The sequence below is a fragment of the Sporosarcina sp. P34 genome, assembly GCF_002743375.1.
GTDB lineage: Bacteria > Bacillota > Bacilli > Bacillales_A > Planococcaceae > Sporosarcina.
The window spans coordinates 89,722-103,901 of the sequence record NZ_PDZC01000011.1; the positions used below are offsets into that span (position 1 = coordinate 89,722).

Below are 14,180 nucleotides of genomic sequence, written 5' to 3' on the forward strand. Positions count from 1 at the left end.
TCACTCACTGCCTGATTTTTTAATCTACTAGAATAATTTTTCCTTTGACGATACTTTCAGCAAGTATAAATAGTCGGTCATTCATTTCTAAATCACTTGGTTGAATGACTATACCATCCTTGATGAAGGTAGCTTGTTGAATATTCATTTCCTTCACTTCGGCTTGATCAGCCCATGCACCGTTCATCCATCTACTTACATTCCGTACACTGATTTTCGTAGGCGTAACCTTTCCTTTTGGTATAGGGTCTAACTTGGATAAACGTCCCACTAACGTAATAGTAGCGAGTGCTTTGTTGCTGTCTGTTAAGTGGATAGCAGTTACTTGATTGTCATCGGAAATATAGAAATATCCGTAATAGTCCATCATGAAGCGCAGGTCCATTTGGGGGATAAGAGTGATAAATTGTTTACTATATTCTTGCACTGCATACGTCTCATTATTAAAATCTACATCTTTTTCTTTCATGAAAGACCAAACGTTATTCTTTAGTTCGTAAGCATCTGATAGACGTAACTGATAGCCAAGCACTCCAGCAATTTTACCGAAGTAAATAGACTGATTAGATAAGTTCGGACTGTCTAATCCGTCATTGCTAATATGTACAATGTTTGCGTACTGTGTTTTGATCGGTCCGGATGCCGCAACAAAGGCTGTTCCATAAGCGCCTAATGATTCAGGCGAGACTAAGCGGCCGTTGCGGATCAGAATAGATCCATCGTGATAGCGGAATCGGTGTGAATCCATCAGGCTAATTTCTTTTGTTTTTCCATTAAAGCTCTTCAATGGTTCATAAAAAGTACGTTCCGCATTTTTTTGTATAATGAGACGCTCTACTTGCTCTTTGCCATTTTTATTTACAGTTGCTAGGTAGACTTTCAGGTTTGCATACTTCCGCAACTGATTATGGGGAACTGGTTTATTTTCAAAGTAAATAGGTGTTTTGGCAGAGTAGTAATAGCTAGAAGTGCTTTTGGCATTGTTTTCATACCAGTGCCAGTTTAGAAATTTCGTTTCGTTACGCACGATGACTTTACGATTGATCGGGTCGATTTGATGAAGTGTTCCTTTATATAAGCCAGCAACTTGAACGCCTGGTTCTAAAATTTCTAACATTGTAATGTAGTTAGAATTATAGATGGAGAACTTGATATTGACACGATCTCCTTCATATAAAGAGCTACTAGTCGTAAGTTTACCCTTTTTGAAAAACTGAGTTTCTGAATTAATATAGACATTCTTTACACGGCCGTCATCTAATGTAATGGTTAGACCTTTTCGGTTTCTATCCATATACGTGATCATACCGCTATAGGCTTTAGCGTTTGGTTCAATGACCGCGCTTGGTGTATCCGTTTTACCATGAAGAGTTTTAAGGTGGCGAATTTGTACATCCGCTTCTATTTTCATACCTAACTTAAAAGCATCGATTTTAACAGCGATTGTGTCCACGGATAACCTTGTGTATCGATCGATTGTATAAGTAGCTGCAACACCTACATCATTTTTGATTGTTACACTGCGTAATTCTTTCTTAGTAGTGGCTTTATCTACTACTACTTCTTCATAATTGGCCTTGACAAATGTGCCGGTTATCCGTTCGCTTGCTTCCGCTGGGTTTGCTACACTAACTAGGAACCCAATGATAAGTGCTATATAGCATGTGAAAATAGCACACCATTTTCTGTTTACTATTTGTCCCACCTCCAAAAATAATCGTATACATTCTATATCGGTCAATTGGTATAGATGTGAAGAAAAGGACTCATAAACGGGTCTGGTCATATAGTTACATAACCGTTTAACTGCCGGTTTCATAGTATCGGTTTATTTGTCAAGGTTTTACAGGTGTGATAGGATACACAGTATAGTTACCAAAAGAAAGGGTCGGTTTACAATGAAAAAAGACAAATTCTTGCTCCGCTTAGTCTCTCACTTCTATTATTAGGAGCTTGTAATGCGGATACTGAAAAAGCTACAGATGTGGATAAGGAACAAACCGAACCAACTGAAAATGTTGTGAAAGAGCCTGTAGATAAATCTGAAACAACTACTACTAATGATGAGTTAAAAGAAGAGTTTGAGAAAGAGGAAGGGGTATCAGAAGTAAGTTTGATCATTACGGAAGATGCTGGTGGCTTCGTCTTGCTAGACTTTGAAGTAACGGAAGACATGAAAAAAGAAGATGCTGAAAAAATAAGTAAAAAATACTATGAACGTCTTGAAAAAGAATATCCAGAACATAGCGTTGATATCCAAGCGCGCAAAAGCGGAGAAACATTTGTACAAGAAACAAAAACAGTTAAATAATGAAAGAAAAAATACCGTCATTACTATAGGGCGGTATTTTTATAGGTCATACTCATAGATTATTATTCAATTACCAATTACACTGGAATACTACCAAGAAAATGAATTGACTAGCGGCTTTATATGATAGTGGGTAATATTTTTCTATCTTGGATACAATTGAATTAGGCGGCGGTGGTCCAACTGCTTGTTGTGATGTGGATTATACATTTTATAAAATCAATGGCAAGTGGAAAGTTACTAGATAAAAATGTACACCAGTCATTGCGCATCATTTTTAAGAAAACAATAGCCGTGGCCAAGAGAATTCTTACTTTGAAATATATAGAAATATTTTTGATATGTACTTTGTATCAAATAATTGTAGACTGGAATGTATTAGGCCAATCAAATGTAGTCGTCACCACTCCGCAGATGATTACATATCATATGGTTGTGCGGTGACTAACTGTTAAGTAGTTACAAGTCAGTACAGCGTATCGTATGCTGTGTGGATTGGTGTAGGAACAGCAGGTGCCGTACTCATCAATAGGCTATTCTTTGGTGAATCGAAGAGTGCAGGTAGAGGTGTGAGTCTCACACTCATCGTCATCGGAGTAGTTGGACTCAAAGCGTTATCATAAAATATCTCTTCTTTAATAGAAGGAGATAACCATATAAAATGAAAAACGGACATGCCTATGTTAAAAAGGCTTGTCCGTTTTATTGTATCCGAAAGATCAGCTACTGAGTTTTATCGATTCTAAGGCACGTTTACGTATCTCATATTCTAACATCTGGATGAACTCCACATTTAGTTGATGCTTTTGCGCCTGTTGGTAGGAATACAGTAACATTTGATCTGATAAATGCAACACAGTAGAACCGCCTCCTTTAGGATGAAATGATTGTAATCAGTCTGCGTGTTTCCCTCTAGTTGTTATAGCTAACTTTACCAAACTTTCACAAAAAGAACAAGCGTTCTAACTGTCCACAGTACTAGTGGGTAAGCTGTGGGTAATATGTGAATGGTTAACATAAACTGCTAAGATACGCGGTGTATAATGTGTATAGAGTTATAAACAAAATATATATGTCGAATACTGTCGAGCGAAACTTGTCATAGAACTACTAATACTCTACATATTCAATGAATAGATACGTTCATTTGAATCAAACAGAGCAATAAATCTACCCCATAAATAAAAGGATAAGATAGAATCTCTATTGAGGGTACAAGCATAATACCTGTTTGCAGGGTAAAGATCTTCCCTTTCCATTCTTTAATTTAATGAAAGAGACGAGATCAAATCAAAAAAAATTCAGAAATTTTGATATGCAATATATCGCTGTATATCAGGTGTGTAAGCGTATTCAGACGTTTTAAATTAGTCACAATTGATTAAAAACTTTAAAAATACGGTTGACCTTTATCCATATACAAGATATGATTACAGCAATCTAGTTCATAGCGGTGAATGTTTCACTAGCTGTTCAGAATATTCAACTGAATGCAATTAATGTAATTAGCAATTGATTCGTTCAATTAGTTTAGGAGAGATTGCAAATGAGAAGTGACATGATTAAAAAAGGAATCGATCGTGCACCACATCGTAGCTTACTATATGCAGCTGGTGTTAAAACGAAAGATATGAACAAACCATTTATCGGAGTGTGTAACTCTTATATAGATATCATTCCGGGACATATGCATTTAAACAAATTTGCGGAAGTAGTTAAAGAAGCAATTTGGGAAGCGGGCGGCGTACCGTTTGAATTTAATACAATTGGCGTAGATGATGGAATCGCCATGGGGCATATTGGTATGCGTTACTCATTACCAAGTCGTGAGCTAATTGCAGACTCGGCAGAAACAGTCATTAATGCGCACTGGTTTGACGGAGTCTTCTATATACCTAACTGTGACAAGATTACCCCAGGCATGTTGATGGCAGCTGTTCGCACAAACGTCCCTTCAGTATTCGTTTCTGGAGGACCGATGGAAGCAGGTGTTTCCGCAACAGGCGAGACACTTTCCTTAACTTCCGTGTTCGAAGGTGTTGGAGCGTACAAAAGTGGGAACATGACAGCTGAAGCGTTGCTCGACATTGAACAAAACGCTTGTCCGTCATGCGGATCTTGTTCAGGAATGTTCACTGCGAACTCCATGAACTCCTTAATGGAAATGCTCGGTATGGCTCTTCCAGGAAATGCGACAATCCTCGCAACATCGGATGAGCGTCATCAGCTAATACGAGACGCTGTAAAACATTTGATGAATTGTATCGAAAAAGATATTAAACCAAGAGACATCATCACAAAAGAAACCATCGACGATGCATTCGCACTCGATATGGCAATGGGTGGTTCGACTAATACAGTTCTTCACACATTGGCGATTGCGCACGAAGCAGAAATTGATTACAACATTGAGGATGTAAATGATGTAGCTAAACGAGTACCATATCTATCCAAGATCATGCCAGCATCTGATTATTCTATGCATGACATTCATCTAGCCGGTGGTGTGAGCGCAATTATCAATGAATTGTGTAAAATCGATGGAGCGATCCACAAAGATCGTATTACAATCACTGGTAAAACCATTTCAGAAGATGTTGCGGGACATGAAATTACAAATACTGACGTCATTCGAACGAAAGACGATCCATATAGTCCAGTAGGTGGTCTATCCATTCTGTTTGGTAATATCGCTCCTGAAGGTTCTGTCATTAAAGTTGGAGCAGTGGATCCCTCTATCAAGGAATTCAGAGGCGAAGCAATTGTCTTTAACTCACAGGAAGAAGCCCAAGAAAATATTGATAATGACACTGTAAAAGCAGGCCATGTGGTCGTCATTCGATATGAAGGTCCTAAAGGTGGACCAGGAATGCCAGAAATGCTAGCACCGACCTCAGCAATTATGGGGAAAGGGCTTGGTAAAGAAGTTGCATTAATTACAGATGGTCGTTTCTCTGGGGCATCACGAGGTATCTCTATTGGACATATCTCACCAGAAGCGGCATCAGGCGGACCGATCGCACTTGTAGAGAACGGGGATATTATAGAGATTGATCTGACAAACCGTACGATCGAACTTAAAGTATCTGATGAAGTTCTTGCAGAACGGCGCCATGCACTGAAACCGTTCGAACCTAAAATTAAAAAAGGATATCTTGCTAGATATTCTCAGCTAGTCACTTCAGCAAGTACTGGCGGAGTCATGAAAATTTAATAGACAAAACGTTGATGAGGTTAAAGTAGATAGAAATCGTATTCACAGAGAGCCGGCGGTGCTGCGAGCCGGCAATACAACTATTTGCGACATCCCCTCGGAGTGGATTGCTAAAAGGTATACCGATTAGGCAGTCCCGGGCTTGATATTCGGGCTCGTTAACAATGAGAAAGTACGGCTTTGGCTTGCTTTTTCATAAGGTGACAAATGTCACGAACTAGGGTGGTACCATGAAAGCTTTTTCATCCCTATGTAAAGAGAGAAGAATTCTTTGCGTGGGATGAAAAGGTTTTTTTTTAGGAGAAAATGTCACTGGCCAACATAAATATAGTTGAAAATTGTAAGGAGGAGTTCAGTATGAGTGCTGAAGTACAAGAAAAACAGACCGCATCTACGCCAATGGAACAAACGAAGAATAAACTTGCAGATGGTTCTGCAATCTTGATTCAATCTCTTAAAGAACAGAACGTAGAAGTGATCTTTGGATATCCTGGAGGAGCTGTTCTCCCTATCTATGATGCGCTATATAACGACCCGATTCCACATGTATTAGCACGTCACGAGCAAGGCGCAATCCACGCAGCAGAAGGATATGCAAGAGTATCTGGCAAAACAGGGGTGGTCATTGCCACGTCTGGTCCTGGTGCAACGAACTTAGTAACGGGAATTACGGATGCTATGATGGACTCACTTCCACTAGTAGTTATTACAGGCCAAGTAGCTAGTACTGTTATTGGGTCGGATGCTTTTCAGGAAGCGGATATCATAGGGATTACTCAACCTATTACAAAACATAATTATCAAGTGCAAAGTGTAGCGGACATTCCACGTATTTTGCGTGAAGCTTTCCATATTGCTTCTACCGGAAGACCGGGACCAGTCGTCGTTGATGTACCTAAAAATGTCGCAACAGATATATTTGTTCCTGTCGAAAAAGAGAATAAAGAAGTGAATTTACCTGGTTATCAGCCGACTACTACACCAAATTATCTGCAAATTCAAAAAGCTTCGAAAGCCATTTCTGGCGCGAAAAAGCCTATGATTCTGGCAGGTGCAGGTGTACTTCATGCAGGCGGTGCGGCTGAGCTAAAAGAGCTTGTCGAAACACATCGTATCCCAATCGTCAATACATTACTTGGCTTAGGTACAATCCATGGAGATCATGAACTTTTCTACGGAATGGCTGGAATGCACGGTACAGCAACTGCCAACTACGCACTAAGCGAATGTGATTTATTGCTCAATGTTGGTGCTCGTTTCGATGATCGTTTAACAGGTAACTTGGATGTATTCTTACCGAATGCACGTGTCATTCACGTCGATATTGACCCTGCGGAAATTGGTAAAAACGTTGTGACTGAAATTCCTATCGTAGCGGATGCGAAAGAAGCTTTAACAGCATTGCTAAAGGCAGATTTCAAATCTCCGGATACAGTAGAATGGATTGGCTATTTGAATGATTTAGCAGACAAATATCCGCTGTGGTATGAAACGGATGAGGAAGCTTTATTACCTCAACAAGCACTTGAGATCATACATCGGATTACAAATGGTGATGCAATTGTTACGACGGATGTTGGACAGCACCAAATGTGGACTGCTCAATATTATCGTTTCAATAATCCTGATAACTGGGTAACTTCAGGCGGATTGGGAACAATGGGCTTCGGCTTCCCAGCAGCAATCGGTGCACAACTGGCAAGACCAAAAGATCGTGTAGTTGCGATTGTTGGAGACGCAGGTTTCCAAATGACGGCACAAGAGCTTTCACTTCTTCAAGAGATGCGCATTCCCGTTAAAGTGATTATTTTAAATAACGGAGCACTTGGTATGGTACGTCAGTGGCAAGAGACATTCTATGAAGAACGTTACTCACAGTCACTTGTCCCTGTACAACCAGACTTTATTAAATTGGCGGAAGCATATGACCTTAAAGGATATCGCATCCACAATTTAGAAGAAGCTGAGAAAGTATTTACAGAAGCGCTATTATCTGACGAGCCTGTGCTGATCGATTGCCGGGTCAAACAACGTGAAAACGTCTATCCGATGGTTGCGCCAGGTAAAGGATTACAAGACATGATTGGAGTGAGTCCTCAGTGAAACGAATTATTACAGTAACAGTAATTAATCAGAGCGGTGTATTAAACCGTGTAACGGGACTGCTTATGAAGCGTCAATTCAATATCGAAAGCATTACCGTTGGTGCTACGGAACAGCCGAATAGATCCAAGATGACATTCCAAGTTCACGTAGAAGATGAAAACAAAATTGAACAACTTGTAAAACAGCTGCAAAAGCAGATTGATGTTATTACAGTGAAAGATATAACAGACAAAGCAATCGTGTTACGTGAGTTAGCGCTAGTAAAGGTAATCTCACCACCACAGATTCGCTCTGAAATGAATAGTATTGTGGAACCTTTCCGTCCGACTATAGTCGATTCCGGAAAGAATGTAGTAACGTACCAAGTAACGGGTGACCCAGATAAAATCGAAGCATTTATCGATTTGCTGAAACCATATGGCATCAAAGAATTAACACGAACTGGCGCAACCGGCTTTGCCCGCGATATGCAAAAAGTTCAAGCACCACAGCTGTCGATTTTAAAACAATAACACACACACTTAGGGGGAAATTAAAATGACAAAAATGTATTATAACCAGGATATCAATGAAGGACTATTAGAAGGTAAAACTATCGCAATCATCGGATACGGTTCACAAGGACACGCACACGCACGTAACTTGAAAGATTCAGGCTTCAACGTTGTAGTAGGTGTTCGTGCTGGTAAATCATTCGATCAAGCAAAAGCGGACGGTCTAGAAACACTATCAGTAAAAGAAGCTTCTGAAAAAGCAGATTTAATCATGATCTTACTTCCAGATGAAAACCAAAAAGCAATCTATGATGCAGAAATCGAACCAGCTCTTGCTAAAGGTAAATCGTTAGTATTCGCTCACGGATTCAACGTACACTTTGGCGAAATCAAACCACCTGCTGATGTAGATGTATTCCTAGTAGCTCCAAAAGGACCTGGACACCTTGTGCGCAGAACATTTGAAGCGGGCGGCGGAGTTCCTGCACTATTCGCAGTGTATCAAGATGTATCTGGCCAAGCAAAAGACGTAGCTCTTGCGTATGCAAAAGGAATCGGATCTGCTCGTGGCGGCGTTTTGGAAACTACTTTCGAAGAAGAGACAGTTACGGATCTATTCGGAGAGCAAGCAGTACTTTGTGGCGGATTGACTTCACTAGTTAAAGCTGGATTCGAAACACTTGTAGAAGCTGGATACCAACCTGAACTAGCTTATTTCGAAACATTGCACGAAACAAAACTAATTGTTGACTTGATGTATGAAGGCGGAATGGCTGGAATGCGTTACTCAATCTCTGATACAGCAGAGTGGGGCGATTTCGTTTCCGGACCACGTGTAATTGATGCAGATACTAAAGCACGTATGAAAGACATTCTTACGGATATCCAATCAGGTAAGTTCGCAAAAGAATGGATTGAAGAAAACAAAAACGGACGTCCTCAATTCAATGCAATCGAAGAAGCTGAAGCTAAGCACCAAATCGAAGAAGTAGGACAAAAACTACGTTCTATGATGCCATTCATCAACGAAGGTGCTAAATCAAAAGAGGAAGAAGTGGTGGCGAGTGAGAAAAATTGATCTATTCGATACAACTCTTCGCGACGGTGAGCAATCCGCAGGTATTAATTTAAATACAGTAGAAAAATTAGAGATCGCTCGTCAGCTGGAAAAGCTAGGGGTAGCAGTGATTGAAGCAGGTTTTCCTGCTTCATCCCCAGGCGATTTCGAAGCCGTTCAACGCATTGCCAATACAGTGAAAAACTCTACTGTCACGGGTCTTGCTAGAGCGATGAAGAGTGACATTGATATTTCATGGGAAGCATTACGAGGCGGAGAACAGCCGCATATCCATGTGTTTTTAGCTACATCACCGATTCATATGGAGTATAAGTTAAAAAAATCTCCAGACGAAGTGGTGGACATTGCAGTGGATGCGGTCAAATATGCCAAACAGTACTTTCCACTCGTTCAGTGGTCAGCAGAAGATGCTTTCCGCTCTGATAAGGAATACCTAGTACGTATTATTAATAAAGTAATTGAGGCAGGGGCTACGACCATTAATGTTCCGGATACTGTAGGCTATGCAACACCTGCAGAATACGGTGCTCTATTCAAGTACTTGAAAGAGAACGTAACAGGAATAGAAAACGTTAAGCTTTCCGCTCATTGTCATGATGATCTCGGTATGGCCGTTGCAAACTCTATTGCAGCAGTCGAGAATGGTGCAGATCAAGTTGAATGTACAATTAACGGTATTGGAGAACGTGCAGGTAATGCAGCATTAGAAGAAATTGCTGTAGCTATGCACATTCGTAAAGACTTCTACAATATGGAAACTGGAATCAACTTAAAAGAAATCAAAAAAGCTAGTCAGCTTGTTAGCCGCTTGACAGGGGTAGTCATCCAGCCAAACAAAGCAGTTGTCGGTAAGAATGCATTCGCCCATGAATCTGGTATTCACCAAGATGGCATGCTGAAAAACCGTGAGACATATGAAATTATTACACCGGAATTAATTGGTGAAACGGATATACCACTAGCGCTTGGTAAACACTCTGGGCGCGCTGCGTTCAAAGACCGGGCCATAACAATGGGGTTTGAACTGACTGATCTACAATTAAATGAAGCATTTGATGACTTCAAAAAATTAGCAGACCGTAAAAAGGAAATCACAGAAGACGATTTGTTTGTTCTATTTACAGGACAGCAATTGGCTGATACGGATACACCTATTTATGAATTGCATAATGTTCAAGTTCAATACGGAACGAATAATATTCCGACTGCTACCGTTACAGCGACAGTGCCTAGCGGAGAAACAGTTACAGTGGCAACGACAGGTGCAGGTTCCGTTGAATCCATATTTAATGCACTGGAATTGGCCGTTAAAGGTGAAGTACTCATTCTGGATTATCGTGTAACATCGATCGGTAAGGGCCGCGATGCACTGGGAGAGGCAGTAATCAATTTAAGACATAACGGACTCGAGCTTACAGGCCGAGACGTAGCGCAAGACGTACTAGAAGCGTCTGCAAAAGCTTATTTGAATGCTATCAATCGTCAACTAGTTCGCGAACAATTGCGGAAAGAAGAGTTAATGAAATAAGTAACATAGATCAAAGGGATAGAGTATTCGATCGAGTGATACGAGATTGATCAAGGAGGAGAAGTTCTATGGAAAAGAAAGTAGCAGTATTACCCGGAGACGGCATAGGCCCCGAGGTAGTAGCAGAGGCAGTTAGAGTATTGGAAGTGATCGGCAGACGTTTTAACCATACATTCCATACAGAATATGGACTAATTGGTGGAGCGGCGATTGATGAAAAGAATAATCCACTTCCTAAAGAGACAATTGAGTTATGTGAGTCAAGCGACGCCATTCTTCTAGGAGCAGTGGGTGGTCCTAAATGGGATCAAAATCCATCTGAATTACGACCGGAAAAAGGGTTGCTTGCGATACGTAAACATTTCGATCTATTTGCAAACCTTCGTCCTGTTGCAGCTGTGCCTTCTTTGATCCAAGCTTCTCCTTTAAAAGAAGACATCGTCAAAGAAGTCGATATGATGATTGTTCGCGAATTAACTGGAGGTTTATACTTCGGTAAACCGAGCCGTCATACAGATCAGTCAGCCGTTGACACACTTGTATATACACGTGAAGAAATCGAACGTATTGTCGACAAAGGTTTCGAGTTGGCTCGCCTACGTAGAGGCAAAGTAACTTCTGTGGACAAAGCGAATGTACTCGAATCCAGTAAGCTTTGGAGAAAGATAGTAGAAGAGAAAAAAGCGCAGTATCCAGATGTGGAAGTAGAGCATCAGCTAGTGGATTCCGCAGCAATGAAATTAATTACAAATCCTGCACATTTCGATGTAATCGTTACAGAAAATATGTTTGGAGATATTTTGAGTGATGAAGCGTCTGTAATTACGGGCTCACTTGGATTACTACCTTCAGCGAGTGTCCGTTCAGATGGTTTAGGTTTATACGAACCCGTACACGGTTCGGCACCGGATGTAGCAGGGCAAGGGGTAGCAAATCCAGCAGCAACTATTCTTTCCGTTGCTATGATGCTGAAGTATTCATTTGGATTAGAAACTGAGGCAGCAGCAATTGAGAAAGCAGTGAATACAGTATTTGAAGAGGGTCATTTTACAGCAGACTTAGCTGGCAAAGACCAACGTTCATTAACGACTAAAGAATGGACAGATAAGATTGTAGATGAATTGGATCTTCAGTTCGTTTCGAATAGTATCATGTATTCGTATATTTAAAAAAATACTGCTGTCTTCGTCTCGACATGCACATGAGGGCATACCGAAACTGGTGCGCCCTTTATGTGTAGCTGGAGAAAAGACTGACGGGTTGAATAAGATGCCGCACATTATTATGGTAATGGCTTGGAAGGGGAAACAATTATGGCTAAAACAATTATTGAGAAAATATGGGATGAGCATATTGTGTACGAGGAAGAGGGAAAGCCTGACCTATTGTATATTGATCTTCATTTGATTCATGAGGTGACATCACCACAGGCGTTTGAAGGTTTACGTCTAGCAAACCGTAAAGTGCGTCGTCCGGATCTATGCTTTGCCACTATGGATCATAACGTCCCGACAAAGAACTTACCGGTAATCAATGACCCGATTGCCAAAAAACAAATCACGACACTTGAGAAAAACTGTAAAGAGTTTGGTATTCAATTAGCAGATATGCAACATCCTGACCAAGGTATTGTGCACATTATCGGTCCTGAGCTAGGGTTGACACAACCAGGAAAGACTATTGTTTGTGGTGATAGCCATACATCAACACACGGTGCGTTCGGAGCGATCGCGTTCGGTATTGGGACAAGTGAAGTAGAACACGTACTATCTACACAAACATTATGGCAAAGTAAACCGAAGACGATGGAGATTCGTGTGACAGGAAAAATTGGCTTTGGTGTAACAGCTAAAGATATCATTCTTGCGATCATTTCAAAGTTTGGAATTGGCGTGGGTACTGGACATATTGTCGAGTATACAGGTGAAGCAATTCGTGGACTTACAATGGAAGAACGTATGACCATTTGTAATATGTCAATAGAAGCGGGAGCAAAAGCAGGTTTAATTGGTCCGGACGAAACGACAATCAATTATTTACGTGGTCGTCGATATGCACCACAAGGCGAAGAATTCGAAGCAGCAGCTGAGCGTTGGCTTGCATTGAATACGGATGAAGATGCAGAATATGATCAAGTGCTTGAAATTGATGCCGATGAAATCGAACCATTTGTTACGTGGGGAACGAACCCTTCGATGGGATCTGGAATTTCGGCTAACATTCCAACTTCTGCAGACTATGTATCGGAAACAGAAAAGTCCGCACTTCGTTCTGCACTGGAATATATGGGACTTGAAGAAGGAATGGCATTAACTGATATTGAAATTCAGCACGCATTCATCGGTTCATGTACAAATGCCCGTCTTAGCGATTTAGAAGCGGCGGCAAAAGTGGTAAAAGGTAAACATGTTCATCCAACTGTCACTGCAATTGTCGTACCTGGTTCACGTACAGTGAAAAAACAGGCGGAAGAGATCGGGCTTGATAAGATCTTCACAGATGCAGGTTTTGAATGGAGAGAGTCGGGATGCAGTATGTGCTTAGCTATGAATGATGATGTAGTACCAGCTGGCGAGCGTTGTGCTTCTACATCCAACCGGAACTTTGAAGGACGCCAAGGTGCAGGCTCACGCACACATCTAGTCAGCCCATCCATGGCTGCAGCGGCTGCTCTACACGGACATTTCGTAGATGTTCGTAAAATTGAAGCAGCTGTGCAAATTTGAGGAGGGTATTCAGATGGAACCAATTAATAAAATTGAGAGTGTACTCACTCCTTTAGATAAAAACAACGTAGATACAGATCAGATCATATCCAAGGAATTTTTGAAACGTATTGAGCGGACTGGATTCGGTGAATATTTATTCTATCACTGGCGTTACAATGCAGATGGTACAAAAAATGAAGAGTTCGTGTTAAATGACCCTCGATACGATGGTTCAACTATCTTGGTTGCACATGATAACTTCGGTTGTGGATCATCTCGTGAACACGCACCTTGGGCCATTTTGGATTATGGATTCCGTGTAGTCATTGCCCCGAGCTTTGCAGATATATTCTACAGTAATTGCTTCAAAAACGGTATTTTACCGATTAGGTTATCTGTTGCGGAAATTGATGAATTTCTACAAAAAGGGAAAGAAGCCCCGTATACATTAACAGTTAGTCTTGAAGATCAGACTGTAACGGGAGAAGACGGTTCGGTGTATAGCTTTGACATTGATCCGTATTCAAAAAAGATGTTGTTGAACGGTTGGGATGAAATTTCTCTGACCTTCCAATATGAAGACAAGATTACAGAGTACGAACAAAAGCATGCATAACTCCAAACAGTTCATCGCTTACTTAGCATGAACTGTTTTTTCATGTACATAGAAATAGTAAAAGTAAAGTGTGAAACGTTGAAACTATTTTTGTTTTACTGCGTCTGTACGGTGGCAGTTTGCAG

The 14,180-nt window shown here is 40.8% G+C and carries 11 protein-coding genes, 1 pseudogene and 1 other annotated feature; of the genes and pseudogenes, 10 read left to right on the plus strand and 2 right to left on the minus strand.

All coding sequences use genetic code 11. The annotated features are described in order from the left end of the window. Positions 1-19 precede the first annotated feature (19 nt). Entirely contained in the window at positions 20-1,705 is a 1,686-nt protein-coding gene (locus CSV63_RS14085; RefSeq protein WP_143565411.1) for a hypothetical protein, read from the minus strand. Between the two features lie 279 nt (positions 1,706-1,984). Here CSV63_RS14085 and CSV63_RS14090 point away from each other — a divergent pair, with 279 nt between their 5' ends. Next, on the plus strand, positions 1,985-2,311 hold the full coding sequence (locus CSV63_RS14090) for a cation transporter dimerization domain-containing protein (protein ID WP_099696390.1): 327 nt from the start codon (positions 1,985-1,987) through the stop codon (positions 2,309-2,311). 467 nt (positions 2,312-2,778) lie between these two features. Then, a pseudogene (locus CSV63_RS14100) lies at positions 2,779-2,934 on the plus strand (DMT family transporter); the annotation flags it as partial. A 96-nt stretch (positions 2,935-3,030) separates the two neighbouring features. On the opposite strand, the gene sda reads toward CSV63_RS14100, so the two are convergent. After that, entirely contained in the window at positions 3,031-3,147 is a 117-nt protein-coding gene (gene sda, locus CSV63_RS16950; protein WP_369823863.1) for a sporulation histidine kinase inhibitor Sda, read from the minus strand. 710 nt (positions 3,148-3,857) lie between these two features. Between sda and ilvD the strand changes: the two genes are divergently transcribed. The 8 genes from ilvD to leuD all read left to right on the plus strand — a co-directional run bounded on the left by ilvD (position 3,858) and on the right by leuD (position 14,055). Continuing rightward, the gene (gene ilvD / locus CSV63_RS14110; RefSeq protein WP_099696394.1) at positions 3,858-5,525 is read left to right on the plus strand and encodes a dihydroxy-acid dehydratase; all 1,668 of its coding nucleotides are present in this window, start codon (positions 3,858-3,860) and stop codon (positions 5,523-5,525) included. Positions 5,526-5,527: 2 nt separating this feature from the next. Continuing rightward, positions 5,528-5,778, plus strand: a binding site (T-box leader). 104 nt (positions 5,779-5,882) lie between these two features. Beyond that, positions 5,883-7,628: a biosynthetic-type acetolactate synthase large subunit gene (gene ilvB, locus CSV63_RS14115; RefSeq protein ID WP_099696395.1), complete on the plus strand. Its 1,746-nt coding sequence runs from the start codon at positions 5,883-5,885 to the stop codon at positions 7,626-7,628. Beyond that, positions 7,625-8,143 carry an acetolactate synthase small subunit gene (ilvN, locus tag CSV63_RS14120; protein WP_083035136.1) on the plus strand — a complete coding sequence of 173 codons (519 nt, stop codon included), beginning with the start codon at positions 7,625-7,627 and terminating at the stop codon, positions 8,141-8,143. Before ilvB ends, ilvN begins: the two co-directional genes overlap by 4 nt. A gap of 25 nt (positions 8,144-8,168) precedes the next feature. Beyond that, a complete protein-coding gene (ilvC, locus tag CSV63_RS14125) occupies positions 8,169-9,203 on the plus strand; it encodes a ketol-acid reductoisomerase (RefSeq protein ID WP_099675414.1) in 1,035 nt (344 codons plus the stop codon). Continuing rightward, positions 9,190-10,731 carry a 2-isopropylmalate synthase gene (locus tag CSV63_RS14130; protein WP_099696396.1) on the plus strand — a complete coding sequence of 514 codons (1,542 nt, stop codon included), beginning with the start codon at positions 9,190-9,192 and terminating at the stop codon, positions 10,729-10,731. The genes ilvC and CSV63_RS14130 overlap by 14 nt, the downstream gene beginning before the upstream one ends. 68 nt (positions 10,732-10,799) lie before the next feature. Continuing rightward, positions 10,800-11,900: a 3-isopropylmalate dehydrogenase gene (gene leuB / locus CSV63_RS14135; RefSeq protein ID WP_099696397.1), complete on the plus strand. Its 1,101-nt coding sequence runs from the start codon at positions 10,800-10,802 to the stop codon at positions 11,898-11,900. A 144-nt stretch (positions 11,901-12,044) separates the two neighbouring features. Continuing rightward, complete coding sequence (gene leuC / locus CSV63_RS14140; protein ID WP_099696398.1) at positions 12,045-13,457, plus strand: 3-isopropylmalate dehydratase large subunit; 1,413 nt, start codon at positions 12,045-12,047, stop codon at positions 13,455-13,457. A gap of 13 nt (positions 13,458-13,470) precedes the next feature. Next, complete coding sequence (leuD, locus tag CSV63_RS14145; RefSeq protein ID WP_099675411.1) at positions 13,471-14,055, plus strand: 3-isopropylmalate dehydratase small subunit; 585 nt, start codon at positions 13,471-13,473, stop codon at positions 14,053-14,055. Positions 14,056-14,180 lie beyond the last annotated feature (125 nt).

Bases quoted from the DNA above. Each gene is read 5' to 3' on its own strand.
- sda (WP_369823863.1), bottom strand. From the start codon at position 3,147: ATGTTACTGTATTCCTACCAACAGGCGCAAAAGCATCAACTAAATGTG.
- ilvD (WP_099696394.1), top strand. From the start codon at position 3,858: ATGAGAAGTGACATGATTAAAAAAGGAATCGATCGTGCACCACATCGT.
- ilvB (WP_099696395.1), top strand. From the start codon at position 5,883: ATGAGTGCTGAAGTACAAGAAAAACAGACCGCATCTACGCCAATGGAA.
- ilvC (WP_099675414.1), top strand. From the start codon at position 8,169: ATGACAAAAATGTATTATAACCAGGATATCAATGAAGGACTATTAGAA.
- leuB (WP_099696397.1), top strand. From the start codon at position 10,800: ATGGAAAAGAAAGTAGCAGTATTACCCGGAGACGGCATAGGCCCCGAG.
- leuC (WP_099696398.1), top strand. From the start codon at position 12,045: ATGGCTAAAACAATTATTGAGAAAATATGGGATGAGCATATTGTGTAC.
- leuD (WP_099675411.1), top strand. From the start codon at position 13,471: ATGGAACCAATTAATAAAATTGAGAGTGTACTCACTCCTTTAGATAAA.